Consider the following 18,326-nt stretch of genomic DNA (forward strand, 5'->3'; position numbering starts at 1 on the left):
ATTCACTCCGGATGGCGGGAGCTGGGCCGCACCCGTTGGGGAGGCGGAACTGCCATCTTGATCTCATAGCGCGTCAGGGCATCCCTCATTGCTGTGATATCGATAGGCAACTGAAGCAGGTCGATCGTACGCTTCAAATTCGGCAGATAGATTTCCTTGGTATAACGCGCCCGCTCGCTCTCTCGCTCTTTGCCGCTATGTCCCGTGATAGCGTCAATGAATGCGCTTTTGGCGTCCGTATTCTCAAGCTCGGTGATGAAGCGGTGGCGAAGTCTGTGCAGGCCGGTGCGCATGCCCTTGAGGCAGGTTTTTTGATAATAGAAAAACGCTTTCCCAACCGACTCACCGTAGGCACTGTGCGCGTTTTCGTCGGTCAGTTCGGGGAACAGGAGTTCGCCGGGTTGCCTGCCATCGACGAGCCGATAGACGAATCCGAGTTCGAGCAGAGCGTCGTGCAAGGGAATGATACGCCGGCTCGCTTCGTCCTCGCTCCCGTCCTCCTTCTTGAGCGACAGGTCGGGGGCATTCAAGTCGATGGCCCAGATTCCGTCCTTTTCGATAATGTGCCGTACCCTGAGCTGGCTTGCTTCTTCGCGACGCATGCCGAGGAAGGCGCACATCAAAGGGATCCAATAGAGCGCGTCTGCGACGATGACCTGCCCCGCCTGGTGCTTGGTGTGCAGGGATTTCCGGCCTGTCCAAACGGGACCTTCGAAGATGCGCTTCACCTCGTCCATGGTGTAGGCCTCGCGCTCGCGATTTCCAGCCTTGCCCCTTTTGCGGATTCTCACGCCGAGATTATCGAGGATCGCGCCTGAGCCCCTTGGGATTTTGCCCTTGCTTTCGGCCCATTGAAAAAAGGCCCGCCAATTCGCCAAATGCTTGTTGAAGGTTTTCGGGTTGACGCGGTCGTAAGCGGGCGTGGCGCGACTGTCAGGGTTGGCGCTCCGCCAAGCACTCTTGGCAGCTTCGACAATCTGCAAAGGCGAGCGATCGGCATAATTGCGGAAGCGATCATAGCCCTTTGGCAGCCACAGATAGGTATTGCGCGCGCCGTGGATATCCGCCGATGTCGCCTGCGCGGGCTCCTTGCCGATCAGCCATGTCCACAGGCGACGGCTGGCGAGCAGTTCAGGACGCCGCGACTTCTTCCATTCTTTCAGCGTGTCGATTTTCTCGAAAACCAGCTCTGCCCAGAGTTCATCAAACCCTGGCCGGGAACTCGCTTTCGCGACAGCAACCGGTGAAGTGTCCGGTGCCCGTTCAACTGTGAACCGCTCGACGAGTGTCGCGGCGTCAGGCGCCGACTGCGGCGCGGTCTCGGCCTCGCTGGCACCGTTTCGAGGCTTTGAGGTTGTGGCGACCGGCTCCGAACGGGTGGCGTCCGTCTCGAAATTCGCCGGCCGCAGAGCCGTCATCAAAGCGTCGGGCTCGCCATCGCCAATGGCCACGAGTTCTTGCACCAGCTTGGCGTAAGCCTGCAGGGCCTTGATCGTCAGGATGCCGGCGGTCCGGCGTGGCGCATCTGCGTCGATTCCGGCGGCTCGCAACGCCGCGGCGATGATGGGGGCCAGGTGTTCTCTTGCGCTCGGGTCGCCGGCGAGTGCCCTGCGAGCGAGAGCGAGTTGATCGCCCAATGTTTCGCGATGGGCGCTACGGAGCAAGAGATCGACTCCGAACCCCGGGTCGCCGGCGATGCCAGGAACCCGGCCGGTCATTTCATGGCGATCGAGATAGAGCCGGCCGTGATCGAGGATGTTCGCGGCGAAGGCAGCGGCGTGGTCGGCGCGCCAGCGCTCGATCGCCGCCTCGGCCTCCTCGATCGTCGTCATGCTCGACACCTCCTCGAACAGTTGCTGCGCCCCGACCCGCAAGGCTCGCGCATGAGCGAGCGCGGCGGCATGCGGGATCGTGCCCAGTCTGACACGCAGCTCCTTGCGTGCGGTTAACCGGGTCAGCCGGCGCGGCATCCGGACACGGAATCGCCAGCCCTGGCCATGACGTTCGAGAAAGCTGTTGTGCCCCACGATGTGCCCCAACGCTGTGGCATTTGAGGGCACGGATTCCAACCGATACGGCCAAGCCTTTGGCGGATTTGGGAAAACCACGTGAGTGGCTGGGGGACTAGGATTCGAACCTAGACAACCAGAGTCAGAGTCTGGGGTCCTACCGTTAGACGATCCCCCAACGGTGCGGCGGTGCGCTCGCGTTGGTGAGCGGCGGTCTAATCAATGTGGCTGGGCTTGGCAAGCCTGAAATGAGCCGGCGGCGGATGATTGTGCGGGACGCCCCGCTCGGGCCCGGGCGGAGAGCGCCGCCGTCGCGGCGGCCTGCCTCTTTCTCGTCCCACAGGCGCGGCATGCGCTCTTCGCCTGCTTGCCGCGCGCGCAGGCGGGCTTGCCCGGGGCGGCGCTGCGTCGGACAAAGCGGGCATGACACATCCCGCCAGCTCCGCCGATTCCGCCGCCGCGCTTTCCGTCTGGGTCGCGCTCGAAAGCCCGACCAGCCATGCCGCCGGGGTCAACGGCATGATGGACCTCGTCGCCAAGGATGTCGCCGGCCTGCCGATCGCGGTCGAGCGCGTTCCGGGCCGCGACGGGCTGGGGGACATGGTGCTTCTGCGGGCCGGGCTCGACAACGGCCAGCCCGCCGTCGCGCTGATGTCGCATCTCGACACGGTGCATCCGGTGGGGACGAGTGCGCGCGACCTGCCGGTCCGCATCGAAGGCGACCGGCTCTACGGTCCGGGCGTCTGCGACATGAAGGGCGGCGCCTGGCTGGCGCTTCAGGCCTTCAAGGAGGTCGCCATGGCCGGCAGCGCCAAGCGCCCGCTGGCCTTCCTCTTCACGCCCGACGAGGAGATCGGCTCCCCGACGAGCCGGGGCCTGATCGAGGAGGTCGGGCGCGGTGCTGCCGCCGTTCTGATCACCGAGCCGGCGCGGCAGGGCGGCAAGGTCGTCACAGCGCGCAAGGGCGTCGGCCGCTTCGAGGTGAAGCTGGAGGGCCGGCCTTCCCATGCCGGCACGCGCCACGCCGATGGCCGCAGCGCCATCCGCGAGGCCGCGCACCAGATCCTCGCGATCGAGGGCATGACCGACTACGCCCGCGGCATCACAACCAGCGTCGCCCTGATGGGCGGCGGCACGGCCGCCAACGTGATCCCGCAGCACGCCTGGTTCAGTGTCGATTGCCGCGTCACCACCCATGCCGACGGCGTGATGATGGAGAACCGCATCCTCGGCCTCAAGGCGCATGATCCGGACGTGGCGATCCGCATCACCGGCGGGATGAACCGGCCGCCCTACGAGAAGTCGACCGCCGTCGCCGGCCTGTTCGAGACCGCCCGCGGCATCGCGGCGGGGATCGGCTTCGATCTGCAGGACGCCCCGATGACCGGCGGCGGCTCGGACGGAAATTTCACCGCGGCCCTCGGCGTCCCGACGCTGGACGGCCTCGGCATCGAGGGCGAGGGGGCGCATACCTTGCAGGAATATGCGCTGATCTCGTCGATCGCGCCGCGCCGGGCGCTGATCAAGGGGCTGCTGGAGACGATCTGACGGCTTGCGCCCCGGCTGGTGGTGTTCCGAGAAGCCCACCGGCTCGCTGACGACCGCGGGAGCGTCCGGGATACCGTTCCGAGCGCCGGCGACCAGGCGCCGGGCGCCGGGCCACAGACCGGACATCGAGGCCCATGAACGAAAAGCCCCTCGCGGTGCGAGGGGCTTCGTCGTTTCCGGTCCGGCGGAGGCTCTCAGCGTTCGGCTTCGTCCATGCCGCCGGCGGCGAGGAATTTCTCGAGCCAGTGGATGTTGTAGTCGCCGTTGAGGATGTCAGGGTTGCGCACCAGCGTGCGGAACAGCGGCAGCGTGGTGTCGACGCCGTCGACGACGAACTCGTCGAGCGAGCGGCGCAGCCGCATCAGGCATTCCTCGCGGTTGCGGCCGTGGACGATCAGCTTGCCGACCAGCGAATCGTAGTGTGGCGGAATCGTATAGCCCTGATAGACCGCCGAATCGACGCGCACGCCGAGGCCGCCCGGCGTGTGGAACGAGGTGATCCTGCCCGGGGAGGGGCGGAAGGTCGCGGGATGCTCGGCGTTGACCCGGCACTCGATGGCGTGGCCCTCGATCACGATGTCCGACTGCTGGAGCACGAGCGGTGCGCCGGCGGCGATGCGGATCTGTTCGTTGACGAGGTCGATGCCGGTGATCATCTCCGTCACCGGGTGCTCGACCTGGATGCGCGTGTTCATCTCGATGAAGTAGAACTCGCCATCCTCGTAGAGGAACTCGATCGTTCCGGCGCCGCGATAGTGCAACTCGCACATCGCCTTGGCGCAGATCTCGCCGATGCGCTCCCGCTCGCCGGCGTTGAGCGCGGGAGAGCCGCCTTCTTCCCAGACCTTCTGGTGGCGGCGCTGCAGCGAGCAATCGCGCTCGCCGAGATGGATCGCATGGCCCCGTCCGTCGCCCAGAACCTGAATCTCGATATGGCGCGGCCGCTCGAGATACTTCTCGATGTAGACCGCGTCGTCGCCGAAATTGGCCTTGGCCTCGGTGCGCGCGGTCGACAGCGCGACGGACATCTCGTCCTCGCTGCGCACGACCTTCATGCCCTTGCCGCCGCCGCCCGAGGCCGCCTTGATGATGACGGGGAAGCCGATCTCGGCGGCGATGCGCAAGGCCTCGGCATCGTCGGTCACGCCGCCTTCGGAGCCCGGAACGCAGGGGATGCCGAGGCGCTTGGCGGTGCGCTTGGCCTCGATCTTGTCGCCCATGGAGCGGATATGCTCGGGCTTGGGACCGATGAAGGTGATGTTGTGCTGCTCCAGGATCTCGGCGAAGCGGGCGTTCTCCGAGAGGAAGCCGTAGCCGGGATGGACGGCGTCCGCGCCGGTGATCTCGCAGGCGGCGATCAGGGCCGGGATGTTGAGGTAGCTGTCGCGGGCGGCCGGCGGGCCGATGCAGACGCTCTCATCGGCGAGGCGCACATGCATGGCGTTGGCGTCGGCGGTGGAGTGCACCGCGACGGTCGCGATGCCGAGCTCCTTGGCCGCGCGCAGCACGCGCAGCGCGATTTCCCCGCGATTGGCGATCAGGATCTTGTCGAACATCTTGAAGCCCTGCTCGGATCCGGCGGCGCTCACTCGATCACCAGCAGCGGCTCGCCATATTCGACCGGCTGCCCGTCTTCGATCATGATCGCAGTCACCTTGCCGGCGCGCGGGGCGACGATGTCGTTGAAGGTTTTCATCGCCTCGACGAGCAGCAGGCGCTCGCCCTGCTTCACCACGCTGCCGACCTCGACGAAGGCCTTGGCGTCGGGGGAAGGGCGACGATAGGCGGTGCCGACCATCGGCGAGGTCACCGCGCCGGGGTGGCCTGCGCCGGGCTTGGCGTCCGGAACGGCCGTCGCGGCAGGCGCAGCCGCGACCGGCGCGACGGCCGCGGCGGGCATTGCTGCCGGCACATGGACGGTGGTGGTCAGATTGCGGGCGACCCGGACGCGCAGATCGCCCTTCTGGACCTCGATCTCGGTGAGATCGGTCTGGGTCAGGAGCTGCGCGAGCTCGCGAACGAGTTCGGGATCGATCGGGCCTTTGGTCGCCATGGCGGTATCACCGTGTTCTTCGCATGGGCGCCGGACGCGTGCGGGACGGTCCGTCGTCTCTGGTTCAGGCGGCCTTCGCCGCGAAGGGGTCCGACAGGCGCGTGTCGACGTGCCGGGCCGGACGCCGCAGCCGGCCCATCGCCCCCGTGCGCAGGCACGGGAAGGGCCGGTTGGAGGCTGATCCGGTGGGAACGGGACGGGCGGCCATGAAGGATGTCGATTCCAAGGCCGCGCGCGGCGGCGGAGCCGCCCTCATAAACGCTGCGGGCCGGCAGGGGAAGCCTCAAGGCTCGCCCGCGCCGGCCCGCGTGATCGGAGGTGTGCTCTGCCCGGCTCGCTCAGCCGGAGCACTCGGTCAACCGGCGCAGTCGGTCTTGCCGCACTTGCGCACCGACTCGATCTTCTGCTTCAGCGCAGCCTCTCCGACCGCGCCGAAGACGATCTCGTCGCCGATGATGAAGGCTGGCGTGCCCGTCAGGCCGAGACGATCGCCGAGCGCCACCGTGTCCTCGATCGAGGCCTTGGTGGCGGCCGCATCCATCTCCTTGCGGGCGCGCTCGACATCGGCGCCGGATTCCTTGGCGATCTCGAGCGCCTTCGCGCCGTTGACGCGGCCCTTGGCGCTCATCAGCTTGTTGTGGAAGTCGAAATATTTCTGGCCCTGGAGCTGGTTCTTGACCGCGATGGCGACGCGGCTCGCCTCGACGGAATCAGGGCCCAGGATCGGGAAGTCCTTCAGAACCACCTTGAGCTTGGGATCGGCCTTGGTCAGCGCCGTGACGTCCTGCATCGCCCTTTTGCAGAAGCCGCAGTTGTAATCCATGAACTCGACCAGGGTGACGTCGCCATCGGGATTTCCGATCACGATCGAGGTCGCCGGATTGGTGATCCGCGCCTTTTCGGAGGCGACGGCCCCGCGCTGCGCCTCCGCCTGCGCGACGGTGTTGCGGCGCTCCAGCTCGACGAGCGCATCCTGGATGATCTCGGGGTTCTTGAGAATCGTCTCGCGGACGAGATCCGTCACTGCCTTGCGCTGCTCGGGCGTGAGCGGCGCCTGGCCCTGTGCCAGGGCGGGAGCGGCGGCGAGGCTTGCGCCGAGCCAGAGGCCGAGCGCGAGGCCTGCCGCCTTGAGCGCGCCGCGGACCGGACCGGACGGGATCGGGAAAGCCATTCTCTGTCCTTTCATGACCGGGCGGCGTCGGCCACAGTCCCGGTGAAACGAGGTTGTCCGCTTTTGAGCGCTTGCGGGGAGGGCGTCAAATCACGGCTTAGCCAGCGGCGCCGCGCCGGTGCTTGCCGGAAGCAGGCAGCTCAGCTACGCCGTGGGGCCTTCCAGAAGCGGACGAGACGATGACAGGACCAGCCTTCTCCGTGGTTCCGGCGCCCGTGGCTCCGGCGCTGGCGGAACGCGCCGGGCGCGTCGCGCCGTTCATCGTGATGGACGTGATGAACCAGGCGGCCGCGATCGAGCGCAAGGGCGGCTCCGTCGTGCATATGGAGGTCGGCCAGCCCTCAGCCCCGACCCCGCTCTCGATCCGTGAGGCGGTCTCGCGTGCGCTGGAGCATGGGCGGATCGGATACACGCAGGCGCTCGGCACAGATTCGCTCAGGGCCCGCATCGCCCGCCACTATGCCGAGGCCTATGGCGTCGATGTGGAGGCCGAGCGCGTGGTGGTGACGACCGGGTCCTCCGGCGGCTTCCTTCTCGCCTTCCTGGCCTGCTTCCAACCCGGCGCGCGCGTCGCCATCACGGCGCCCGGCTACCCGGCCTATCGCAACATCCTGATCGCGCTGGGGCTGGAGCCGGTGGCGATCCCGGTCGGCCCCGAGACGCGCTTCGCGCTGACGCCGGAGCTGATCCAAAAGGCGCACGCGCAAGCGCCGCTGGCTGGTGTGCTGACCATGAGCCCCGGCAATCCGACGGGCGTGGTGATGACGCCCGAGGCGATCGCCGATGTCGCCGCCTGCTGCCGTCGGCTGGGGCTTTGGTACATCTCGGACGAGATTTATCACGGCCTGACCTACGAGGCGCCGGCGACCACCGCCCTGTCGGCCGATCCGGATGCTATCGTGGTCAACTCCTTCTCGAAATACTACTGCATGACCGGCTGGCGCGTGGGCTGGCTGGTCGTGCCGCAGCGCCTGGTGCGGACGATCGAGCGGCTCCAGCAGAATCTCTCGATCTCGGTGCCCTATCTCAGCCAGGTTGCCGGCGAGGCAGCCTTCGAGGCCACTGCCGAATGCGAGGCGATCAAGGCGGGCTACGCGCAGAATCGCGCCTTCCTGCTGGAGGCCCTGCCGCAGATCGGGCTCGGCGACTTCCTGCCGGTGGACGGCGCGTTCTACATCTATCTGGACATCGGCCGGTATTCGAACGATTCCATGAGCTTCTGCCGGAATGTTCTCGAAGGAACCGGCGTCGCGATCACGCCCGGGCTGGATTTCGACGAGGCGCGGGGCGCCCGCACGGTCCGGCTCTCCTTCGCCGGCTCGCTCGGCGAATGCGAAGAGGCGGTCTCGCGCCTTGGAAGCTGGCTGAAGCGTCGCTGAGCGCTTGCCACCACGCGATGATCCGCAACATGCTGCTTTTCCCCGGCCGCGACTTTGGCCGGCCGGGGTAGGGCCTGTTCAGGCTGACGGCTGGGGGGCTGGGACATGAGTCGGCTTTTGGGAATGCGTGCGGCTTTGTTTTCGGCGGTCTGCGCCGTCGGCCTCTTCGGCGTCGTGGTCACTGCCCGGGCCGAGCCGCCCGTCGTGCTCACCCTGCGCGGCGACGAATCGGCCGCGACCATCGCGAAGCTCGTCAACGCGCTTTCGGCCGAGGGGCGGCAGGTCGAGATCAAACTGTCCGATTCCGCGAACCAGGTCGCGCCCCAGCCTTCAGCCGGCCCGGCGACTGCAGGGACCAGCTCTGCCGCCCCCGCCGGCGCGAAGACGCCGCAGCCGGCCTCGTCCCCGGCGGCTGCGATGCCCAAGGTCGACGACATGCTGCCGGCCCAGATCGACGCGCTGATCGACCATGTCATCGACGGCGTGGACTATGGCAACCGGGCGATTCCCGAGATCGCCAGCCTGCCGCGCGACTGGGCGGCCGCCTGGGAGAGAAACCAGAACGGCCGGGATCGCCTTTCGGCCGGCTGGCGGATCGTGCTGACCCTTGCGCTCGCCGTGGCAATCGGCCTGGCGGCGCGTCTGGCCTGCGCGCGCTGGTTCGCCCGCAAGCGCCGGCCGAAAGGCGAGGCCTTTACCCCGCGACTGATCGCTGCGACCTTCGGGCTGGCCGAGGATGTGCTGACCATCGCGCTCATGCTGCTGGTCGTGCGGGTCGCGCGCAACGCCTGGCTGCCGCACAGCGATTTCGCCGCCACGGCCCTGACGGTCGCCACCAACGGCGCGGCGATCGGCGCCTTCTATATCGCGGTCGGCCGGTTCCTGCTGGCACCCGGCCGGCCGGAGCGGCGCCTGATGCCGCTGCCGCGTGCGGACCGCCATTTCCGCCTGTTCGTGCTGTATTCGATCGCCGCGCCGATCGTCGTCGTCAGCATCCTGTTGTCGCATCATGTCTCGCAAGGCCCGCTGCCAGTGGCCGGCCTCATTGCCGTGACGGGATTCGGCATGGCGCTGTTCAAGCTCTGGTGGTTCCACGACATGCGTCATGACCTGGCGGCGCTGATCCTGTCGGGGGCGGAAAGGCCTGGCCTGCTGCGCCGGGCCGCGGCGGCCGGGCTCGCGATCTTCTACATGGCCGCGACGGTCGTGCTCTGGGCGGTGGAGGCCGGCGCGGCGATGATGGCCAATGGCGGTCGCTGGACCCAGGCTGCCGCCTTGACCGAGACCGGGCTCGTGATCCTCCCGATCCTGGCGGTCGGCGTCTCCAGTCTGCTGCGCTGCCGGGCGACGCACCGGGTCATCATCGGCCATGCCACGCCGCTGTCGCAGGCCGCCGCTGCGGCCGCGGGAGCCGGCGCCGTCGGTCTGGTCTGGGCCGGAGGTTTCTTCATGCTGGCGCGCCTCTGGGCCGGGCTGCTGCTCGGGGTGAGCTCCGAGCAGTTCGTCGCCTTTTCCCGGCAGGTCGGCGGGGTCGCCCTGCTGGCCTTCGCCGGCTGGGTCCTGCTCGTTTTCCTGCGGTCCTTCTTCGATTCCTATGCGCCCCGCCACTACGCGACCGGCCCTGGCGACGAGGATGCGGTGCCGGACGATCTGGTGCCGAGCCGTCTCGCCACGGTTCTGCCGGTGCTGCGCGGCGTCGTGCTGGCCGCGGTGGTGGGGCTGACGATCCTCGTGGTGCTCGCGCGCCTCGGCGTCGACATAGGGCCATTGCTGGCCGGTTTCGGCATCGTCGGGCTCGCCTTCTCCTTCGGTTCGCAGACGCTGGTGCGTGACATCGTCTCGGGCGTGTTCTTCATGATCGAGGACGCGTTCCGCGTCGGCGAGTACGTCGATACCGGCCGGCTCAAGGGGACGGTCGAGAAAATCTCGCTGCGCTCGATGCAGCTTCGCCATCAGAGCGGGCAGATCCACACCGTGCCATTCGGCCAGATCAGCTCGCTCACCAATGCCAGCCGCGACTGGGCGACGATCAAGTTCAACGTCCGGCTCGACCATTCGGCCGATCTCGAGCAGGCCCGCAAGGTCATCAAGAAGACCGGACTTGCCCTGCTGGAGGACCCGGAATTCGGGCCGCATTTCATCGCGCCGCTGAAGATGCAGGGCGTCGCCGACATCACCGACAGCGCCGTCGTCGTCCGGCTGAAATTCACCGGCAAGCCGAACCAGGCCTCGTCCCTGCAGCGCGAGGCGCTGAAGCGCGTCTATCGCGCGCTGAACGAGGCCTGCGTGCCCTTCGCCTCCAATGCGGTGACGGTGCGGGGTGCCGACGGCACGCTGCAGAACCAGGCGGCCGCGGCGATCACGACGGTTCCGCCGCCGACCCCTCTGGCGCCCGCCGCGGCTTGAGCCCGGCGCTGCGTCGCCGGTTGAGCGAACAGCGCTTCTCGAGCGATCACTGGCGGCAGGTCGGCCCGGCAGCACCTGCGACAGGTGTTGCACTTCGTCTGTGAACTCAGGGAAGGATCCATCGAAGGGGGCTGGAGCTCTACGATGGACCCCGGACCCGCGCGGCTTCGCCGCTTGTCCGGGATGACGGCGTGGGTCTGTCTGAACTCAGCACGCGCTGAACGGTGGCCCGGATCGACAGCTTGCAAGCGAAGCGCGCAGGCGCGCCGGCTTCTGCCGCGGGCAGGGGCGGGCGCACCAACCTCGCAGGCGTGCTGCCCTCGGAGGCGCCCACGAAAAAGCCCGCTGCGAAGGCAGCGGGCTCATCTTGTCCAGCGCGTGAGCCTTGGGCTCAGGAGCGGCCGGCGAGGCGGTTCCACCAACCGCCGCGCTTGGGACGGTTCGGGTCAGGCTCGGTGAGGATGACCGCGACGGGCTCCTCGACCGGGCGGGGGGCCGGCGCGGGCTCCGGAGCAGCGGCCTCGACGGAGGGGGCCTGCGCTTCAGCGTGAGGGGCATCCGCGGGAGCCGGAGCGGGCTGGCCTTCGGCCTCGACCGGGGCGGTGTCCGCAGGGGCGGCGCCGTCCTCGGTGATCGGCACGACCTTCTTGCGGGAGCGGCTGCGCTTGGGCTTCTCGGCCGGCACGGCCTCTGCAGGCGCCGTTTCCGCTACGGCGGTGGCCGCCTCGACCGATGCCGGCTCGGTCTCCTCGCCAGCCGTCTGAGCAGACGCCTTGGGCTTGCGTGCGCGGCTGCGCTTGGGCTTCGGCGTCTCGGCAGGCGCCTCGATCTCGGCAGGGGCGGCCGGCGCGGTCTCGTCCGTCACCGTTGCGACGTCGACCTGTGCGACGTCGACCTGAGCAGCCTGAGCTTCGGCATCGTCCTCGCCGTCTTCGCCATCCTCGTCGTTTTCGGACTGGCCCGCCTCGAGCGACTGGCCCTGGCCATCACGCTCGCCGCCGCGCCGGCGCCGACGCCGACGCTTGCGCTTGCGGCCGCCGTCGCGGTCGGCATCGCCGCGCTCGCCCTGGGCCTCGCCCTCGGTCTCGCCATCGCCCGATTCGGCGTCGAGTGCCGCGGCTTCGGCGGCCGCATCGAGCGCCTCGTCGTCGAGATCGGCTGCGATGGCCTCGGCCTTGAAGGACGACGCCGGGGCAACACGGCCTTCATTGCCGACGAACTCGCCGCGCTCGACCTCGAAATAGCGCGTGCCGAGCAGGGTCGCGTCGGTCGAGATGGAGATCGCGATGCCGAAGCGGGTTTCCAGATCGGTCAGATGCGCGCGCTTCTGGTTGAGCACATAGAGCGCGACTTCCGGCCGGGTGCGGACGGAGAGATTGTGCGCGTTGCTCTTGATCAGTGCCTCCTCCAGTGCGCGCAGGATCTGCAGCGCGACCGACGGGGTGGAGCGGATCATGCCGGCGCCGGCGCAATGCGGGCAGGGCACGGAGGAGCTCTCCAGCACGCCGGTGCGGATGCGCTGGCGCGACATCTCCAGCAGGCCGAAGGCCGAGATGCGGCCGACCTGGATGCGGGCGCGGTCGTCCTTCAGGCACTCCTTCAGCTTCTTCTCGACCGCCCGGTTGTTCCGGTTCTCCTCCATGTCGATGAAGTCGATGACGATGAGGCCCGCGAGGTCGCGCAGGCGAAGCTGGCGGGAGATTTCCTCTGCCGCTTCGAGGTTGGTCTTGAGGGCCGTGTCCTCGATGTTGTGCTCGCGGGTCGAGCGGCCGGAGTTGATGTCGATCGCGACCAGCGCCTCGGTCTGGTTGATGACGAGGTAGCCGCCGGATTTCAGCGTGACGTTGTTCGAGAACATCGCGTCGAGCTGGCTTTCGACGCCGAAGCTCGCGAAGAGCGGCGTCTGATCGCGATAGGGCTTCACGCTCTTGGCCTGGCCCGGCATGAGCATGCGCATGAAGTCCTTCGCCTCGCGATAGGCCTCCTCGCCGGCGACGTGAACCTCGTCGATGTCCTTGTTGTAGAGGTCGCGGATCGAGCGCTTGACGAGGTTGCCCTCCTCATAGACCAGCGCGGGCGCGACCGAAGCGAGCGTCAGCTCGCGCACGCTCTCCCACATCCGCATCAGGTACTCGTAGTCGCGCCGGATTTCGACCGGGGTGCGCGAAGCACCGGCCGTGCGCAGGATCAGGCCCATGCCCTCCGGCACCTCCAGCTCCTGGGCGATCTCCTTGAGGCGCTTGCGATCCTCGGCATTGGTGATCTTGCGCGAGATGCCGCCGCCCTTGCCGGTGTTGGGCATCAGCACCGAATAGCGGCCGGCGAGCGAGAGATAGGTGGTGAGGGCGGCGCCCTTGTTGCCGCGCTCCTCCTTGACGACCTGGACGAGGATGATCTGGCGGCGCTTGATCACCTCCTGGATCTTGTACTGGCGGCGCGACTGGCGGTGCGGGCGCTCCGGCATATCGTCGAGGCCATCGCCGCCACCGAGCTGCTCGGGCTGTTCCTCGGCCTCGTCTTCGTCGCCGTCTTCGGAACCTTCGTCCTGCGAGCCCTTGCGAGCCTCGACCTCGGCTTCCTCGGAGACGTCGTCCGTGTCGGCGGCCTGCACCTCGGCGGCCTGAACCTCGGTCGTCTCGTAGGTCAGCGGCGCGGCATTCCCGGCCGCGTCTTCCGTGGTCGATTCGGTCACGGCAGGCGCGAATTCCTCGCCGAAGGCGGGAGCGCCCTCGTTGACCATCGCGGCTTCCTTGCCGTCCGTCTCGACAGCATCGGTCGCGTCGCCGGTCTCGACCTCGGCCGAAACGGTCTCGTCGGCGGCCGCCTTCTTGGCGCGGTGGTCACGATCGCCGCGGCGGCCACGGCGGCCACGCTTCTCGCGCTTTTCCTCGTCGCGTTCCTCGTCGCGCTCGGCGCGAGCCTCCTCGGCCATCAGCGCCTGACGGTCTGCGACGGGGATCTGGTAATAGTCCGGGTGAATCTCGGAGAAGGCGAGGAAGCCGTGGCGATTGCCGCCATATTCCACGAAGGCCGCCTGGAGCGAGGGCTCCACACGGGTCACCTTGGCGAGATAGATATTGCCGCGCAGCGGCTTTCGGCTGGCGGATTCGAAATCAAACTCTTCGACGCGGGATCCGCGCACCACCACGACCCGGGTCTCCTCCGGGTGGGTGGCATCGATAAGCATCTTGTTGGCCATTGAGAATTTCCATAGGCGCGGTCGCCGGCAAGGTCCGCAAGGCTGAGGACGCATGTCCGTCGCCGCGGGCCGAGGCGCCGCTCGAGAGCCGGTCTGGACCGGCATGTTGCAGGGGGGAAGCGAAAGAAATGGAGGCCTGAACGGCAAGGCGGCTGGGGAGCGCGGCACGAGCGGAAAGCCCGGCACGGTCCCACAGTCCCGGACGATACTCTGCTGGTACGAGCGCCGTCGTTTGCCCCGTCATCTGCCCTGACCTGCGATGCGTCCGTCTTGCGACAGGGCTCACCGCGTTTGCACGCTCGCAAGACAGGGGAGGGTGCAGATGAATGCGACGCCGACCCGACCGTCTGCGGACGATCTGTTACGGCTCATCCCGCGCTGTCGCCCGTGAAGGCGGCGGCAGGCCCGCGCCCGGACGCCGACGGATTGTTCGATCCGGATGTGTCACATGGGCAGGCTTTGGGAGCAGCCATGTTCCATTACAGACAGGAGAGCGTGATTTGCAAGTCACATCGCACCCGCATGATGAGGCGGGCCTGCCGGGCCGGTTCACCCGCGGAAGTGCGCGTGGTAACCGCCTGTTAGGATTTGACGACGCTATGGTTAAGCGTTGGTGACGACAGACGGGATTTTTCAGCTGTTCTCCGACTTCCGCAGAGCTGAGACGAGCCGTTCAGGCCCGACATCGCGCGCTCCCTCAAGGCGCGATGTGAGGGTACTTTGCGTGCTCGCCATCTTCGCCGGTTTTTGGGCGGGCATGCCGGCCGGGGCCGAGCCCAGACCACCGAGTGAATCCAAGCCGCAGAACGAATTTCCGGTCGCGACCGACGCCAAGCTGGACCTGCAGGGCGACACCGTCCGCCTGAGCATGATGCTGTCTTCCGTCGTGCCGGTCGAGGCCTGGGTGCAGGCCGCGCCCGACCGCGTGATCGTCGAGCTGCCCTCGACCAACTTCCAGATCCAGACGGGCGCCCGCAGGAGCGCGGGCTTCGTCAGCGGCTATCGCTACGGGCTGTTCACCGCCGACAAGGCCCGAATCATCCTTGATCTCGCGCAGCCCGCCCTTGTCGGGAAGGTCGAGGTCAGGGCGATGCGCGGCGGCTTCGGAGAGCTCTCGCTGGAGTTGAAGAAGGTCGGGCGCAGCGAGTTTCTGGCGGAGGCGGCCAAGGCGAAAAAGGCCGAGGTCGCAAAAGCGCCCGTTCCCGTGGTAGCGCCGGCTGGCGAGACGCGCCGGACTGTCGTGATCGACCCCGGCCATGGCGGCATCGACCCTGGAACGATCGTCGCCTCCATCGCCGAGAAATCGGTGGTGCTCGGCTTCGGCCAGGCCCTGAAGGAACAGCTCGAGGCTTCCGGCCGATATCGCGTGGTCATGACGCGCGACGAGGACCGCTTCGTCTCGCTCGCCGATCGCGTCCGCATCGGCCAGGACCAGAAGGCCGATCTGTTCATCTCGATCCACGCCGACTCTCTGGCGCAGGCGCAGGATGTGCGCGGCGCCACCGTCTATACGCGCTCCGAGCGGGCGACGGACGCGGAAGCCGCGAAGCTCGCCGCCAAGGAGAACGAGGCCGATTCGGCCGCCGGCATCGAAAGCCGCGAAGAGGTGCAGGACGTCGCCGGGATCCTGATGGACCTCGCCCGGCGCGAGACGCGCACCTTCTCCGGCGTCTTCGCGCGCAACCTGGTCGACAAGCTGGGGGCGTCGGTGAAAATGCACAAGATTCCGTTGCGCTCCGCCCGGTTCTGGGTGTTGAGCGCGCCGGACGTGCCTTCGGTGCTGATCGAACTCGGCTACATGTCGAGCCCCAAGGATGCCGCGCTGCTGACATCGCAGGAATGGCGCGGCAAGGCCGTCGCGGCGGTGGGGACGGCGATCGACGATTATTTCGCCCGCGAGCGCGCCTCCGTCGGCCAGGCGGCCGAGGCGCGACCTTAGAGGGGCTGAGAGCCCTGTCTCGCCTCCAGAGCGGCGAGATCACTTATGGTTGTGATCGTGAGGCCACGGTTCCGCCATCAGCGTCATGATATAGAACGCTGTTTCGACGCGCCCGGATTCGGCGCCGGCGGCTGTCAGAATTTTGGGGTCCAGGGCCAGAAATGCGGTTTATCCTGCGAATCTTCGGATGGCTGTTCGCAGCCGGCGCGATCGCCTTCATGATCGGCGCCGCTGTCGTCGGCGGCGTGATCTGGCATTACTCGCAGGACCTGCCCGATTACGCGCAGCTGCGGAACTACGAGCCGCCGGTCATGACCCGCGTCCATGCGGGCGACGGCAGCCTCATCGCCGAGTATGCGCGCGAGCGCCGGCTCTACCTGCCGATTCAGGCGGTGCCGAAGCTCGTCGTCGACGCCTATATCTCGGCCGAGGACAAGGACTTCTACACCCATATGGGCATCGACCCGAAGGGCCTGATCCGCGCCGCGATCTCGAACTACCGCAACCGCAGCGCCAATCGCCGGCCGCAGGGCGCCTCGACGATCACGCAGCAGGTGGCGAAGAACTTCTTCCTCAGCCCCGAGCAGTCGATCGAGCGCAAGATCCGCGAGGCGCTCGTCGCGCTGAAACTGGAATCGACCTATTCGAAGGACAAGATCCTCGAGCTCTACCTGAACGAGATTTATCTCGGCGCACCCGCGCCCGGCCTCGGCAGCTACGGCATCGCGGCGGCTGCGCTCAACTATTTCGGCAAGTCGGTCCATGAGCTGAACCTTCAGGAAGCTGCCTATCTGGCAGCCCTGCCGAAGGCGCCGAGCGACCTGCAGCCCTATCGCAACACCGATCGGGCGATCGAGCGCCGCAATTACGTCATCGACCGCATGGTCGAGAATGGCTACGTCAAGCGCGACGTCGCCGAGGCCGCCAAGATGCAGCCGCTCGGGGTGAACCCCCGCCAGGTGTCGCCGAACCAGATCGCAGCGGGCTACTTCGCCGAGGAAATTCGCCGCGAGCTTCAAGACCGCTATGGCGAGAAGAAGCTGCTGGAAGGCGGCCTTTCTGTGCGTGCCACGGTCGATCCCAAGGTCCAGCTGATGGCCCGCAAGGCGCTGGTCGATGGTCTCGTGCGCTTCGACGAGGCGCGCGGCTGGCGCGGCCCGGTGCAGAAGCTCGAGATCGCAGGCAAGGACTGGGGCCAGGTGGTCGGCGAACTGCCGGTGCTCGGGGATGTCGCCCCCTGGCGCCTCGCCGTGGTGCTCGAATCCTCAGGTGACAGTGCCAAGCTTGGCCTGCATCCGCTGCGCGACAATTCGGGCGCCCTCAACAAGAAGCGCGAGGTCCTCACCCTGGCCGCCGACGGCATCAAATGGACCCGTCGAGCCCGTGTTTCGCAGACCGTCTCCGTCGGCGACGTCGTCTATGTCGAGCCGATCGATAGCCGGCCGGGCTATGCGCGACTGCGGCAGCTGCCGGAGGTCAACGGCGCCATCACCGTCATGGACCCGTTTTCGGGCCGCGTGCTGGCGATGGTCGGCGGCTTCAGCCACGACCAGTCGGAGTTCAACCGCGCGACGCAGGCGATGCGCCAGCCCGGCTCCTCCTTCAAGCCCTTCGTCTATTCGACGGCGCTCGACAATGGCTACACGCCGTCGAGCATCATCCTCGATGCCCCGATCGAAATCGACCAGGGCCCCGGCATCGGCATGTGGCGGCCGGAAAATTTCGACGGCAAGTGGAGCGGGCCTCGTACGCTGCGCTACGGCATCCAGTTCTCGAAGAACCTGATGACCGTGCGCCTCGCCAAGGATGTGGGCATGCCGCTGATCGCGGAATACGCCCGCCGCTTCGGCATTTATGACGACCTGCAGCCCGTGCTCTCGATGGCGCTGGGCGCCGGCGAAACGACGGTGATGCGGATGGCGGCCGCCTATTCGATGCTCGTGAATGGCGGCAAGCGCATCCGCCCGACGCTGATCGACCGCATCCAGGACCGTTACGGCGCAACGATCTTCAAGCACGACCAGCGCGTCTGCGAAGGCTGCAACGCCGAGAAGTGGAGCAACCAGACCGAACCTCGCCTGATCGACAACCGTGAGCAGGTGATCGACCCGCTGACCGCCTATCAGATGGTCTCGATCCTCGAAGGCGTGGTCAACGCCGGCACGGCGACGGTCGTGAAGGCGGTCGGCAAGCCGCTCGCCGGCAAGACCGGCACGACCAACGATGCCAAGGACGTCTGGTTCTGCGGCTTCTCGCCCGATCTGGCGGCCTGCATCTATATGGGTTTCGACAAGCCGAAATCGCTCGGCACCTCGGCGACGGCCGGCCAGTATGCCGCGCCGATCTTCCGCGACTTCATGCTGGCGGCGCTGAAGGACAAGCCGGCGACCCCGTTCCGCGTGCCGGCCGGCATCAAGCTGATCCGCGTCGACCCGAAGACCGGCATGCGCGCCGGCGGCGAGGGCGGCATCCTCGAAGCCTTCAAGCCCGGCACCGCTCCGCCGGACAGCTATTCGGTGATCGGCGCTTCGGCCGGCGACGGCAGCACGCCGTTCGGCGTAGCACCGGGCGCCCGGCCGATCGGCTCGGGGACCGGCGGGCTGTACTGACGCGGTTTGGCGA

Annotated in this window: 10 protein-coding genes and 1 tRNA gene; 5 read left to right on the forward strand and 6 right to left on the reverse strand. The window is 67.5% G+C overall.

Annotated features, from left to right (window positions below):
- Positions 1-2 precede the first annotated feature (2 nt).
- The gene (locus BW981_RS07760) at positions 3-2,027 is read right to left on the reverse strand and encodes a site-specific integrase (RefSeq protein ID WP_139333678.1); all 2,025 of its coding nucleotides are present in this window, start codon (positions 2,025-2,027) and stop codon (positions 3-5) included.
- Between the two features lie 86 nt (positions 2,028-2,113).
- Positions 2,114-2,187: transfer RNA gene (locus BW981_RS07765), tRNA-Gln, on the reverse strand.
- Positions 2,188-2,432: 245 nt separating this feature from the next.
- Between BW981_RS07765 and BW981_RS07770 the strand changes: the two genes are divergently transcribed.
- Complete coding sequence (locus BW981_RS07770; protein ID WP_076437879.1) at positions 2,433-3,557, forward strand: M20 family metallopeptidase; 1,125 nt, start codon at positions 2,433-2,435, stop codon at positions 3,555-3,557.
- Between the two features lie 194 nt (positions 3,558-3,751).
- On the opposite strand, the gene accC is transcribed toward BW981_RS07770, so the two are convergent.
- The 3 genes from accC to BW981_RS07785 form a co-directional block, all read right to left on the reverse strand.
- Entirely contained in the window at positions 3,752-5,113 is a 1,362-nt protein-coding gene (gene accC / locus BW981_RS07775; RefSeq protein ID WP_076438350.1) for an acetyl-CoA carboxylase biotin carboxylase subunit, read from the reverse strand.
- Between the two features lie 29 nt (positions 5,114-5,142).
- Positions 5,143-5,610 carry an acetyl-CoA carboxylase biotin carboxyl carrier protein gene (gene accB, locus BW981_RS07780; protein WP_076437881.1) on the reverse strand — a complete coding sequence of 156 codons (468 nt, stop codon included), beginning with the start codon at positions 5,608-5,610 and terminating at the stop codon, positions 5,143-5,145.
- Between the two features lie 355 nt (positions 5,611-5,965).
- Positions 5,966-6,781 (reverse strand): DsbA family protein, encoded by an 816-nt coding sequence (locus tag BW981_RS07785; protein WP_076437883.1) that lies wholly within the window; start codon positions 6,779-6,781, stop codon positions 5,966-5,968.
- Between the two features lie 179 nt (positions 6,782-6,960).
- On the opposite strand from BW981_RS07785, the gene BW981_RS07790 reads away from it, so the two are divergent.
- Complete coding sequence (locus tag BW981_RS07790; protein WP_076437885.1) at positions 6,961-8,160, forward strand: pyridoxal phosphate-dependent aminotransferase; 1,200 nt, start codon at positions 6,961-6,963, stop codon at positions 8,158-8,160.
- Positions 8,161-8,283: 123 nt separating this feature from the next.
- Positions 8,284-10,566 (forward strand): mechanosensitive ion channel family protein, encoded by a 2,283-nt coding sequence (locus BW981_RS07795; RefSeq protein ID WP_076437887.1) that lies wholly within the window; start codon positions 8,284-8,286, stop codon positions 10,564-10,566.
- Between the two features lie 391 nt (positions 10,567-10,957).
- Here the strand turns inward: BW981_RS07795 and BW981_RS07800 are convergent, their stop codons facing one another.
- On the reverse strand, positions 10,958-13,765 hold the full coding sequence (locus tag BW981_RS07800; protein WP_076437889.1) for an Rne/Rng family ribonuclease: 2,808 nt from the start codon (positions 13,763-13,765) through the stop codon (positions 10,958-10,960).
- Positions 13,766-14,489: 724 nt separating this feature from the next.
- On the opposite strand from BW981_RS07800, the gene BW981_RS07805 reads away from it, so the two are divergent.
- Both BW981_RS07805 and BW981_RS07810 read left to right on the forward strand, forming a co-directional pair.
- Positions 14,490-15,704, forward strand: coding sequence for an N-acetylmuramoyl-L-alanine amidase (locus BW981_RS07805; RefSeq protein WP_083712231.1), 1,215 nt, complete (start codon positions 14,490-14,492; stop codon positions 15,702-15,704).
- Positions 15,705-15,865: 161 nt separating this feature from the next.
- Positions 15,866-18,313, forward strand: coding sequence for a penicillin-binding protein 1A (locus BW981_RS07810; protein WP_076437891.1), 2,448 nt, complete (start codon positions 15,866-15,868; stop codon positions 18,311-18,313).
- Positions 18,314-18,326: the final 13 nt, after the last annotated feature.

It is taken from the genome of Allobosea sp. TND4EK4, from assembly GCF_900156025.1.
GTDB lineage: Bacteria > Pseudomonadota > Alphaproteobacteria > Rhizobiales > Beijerinckiaceae > Allobosea.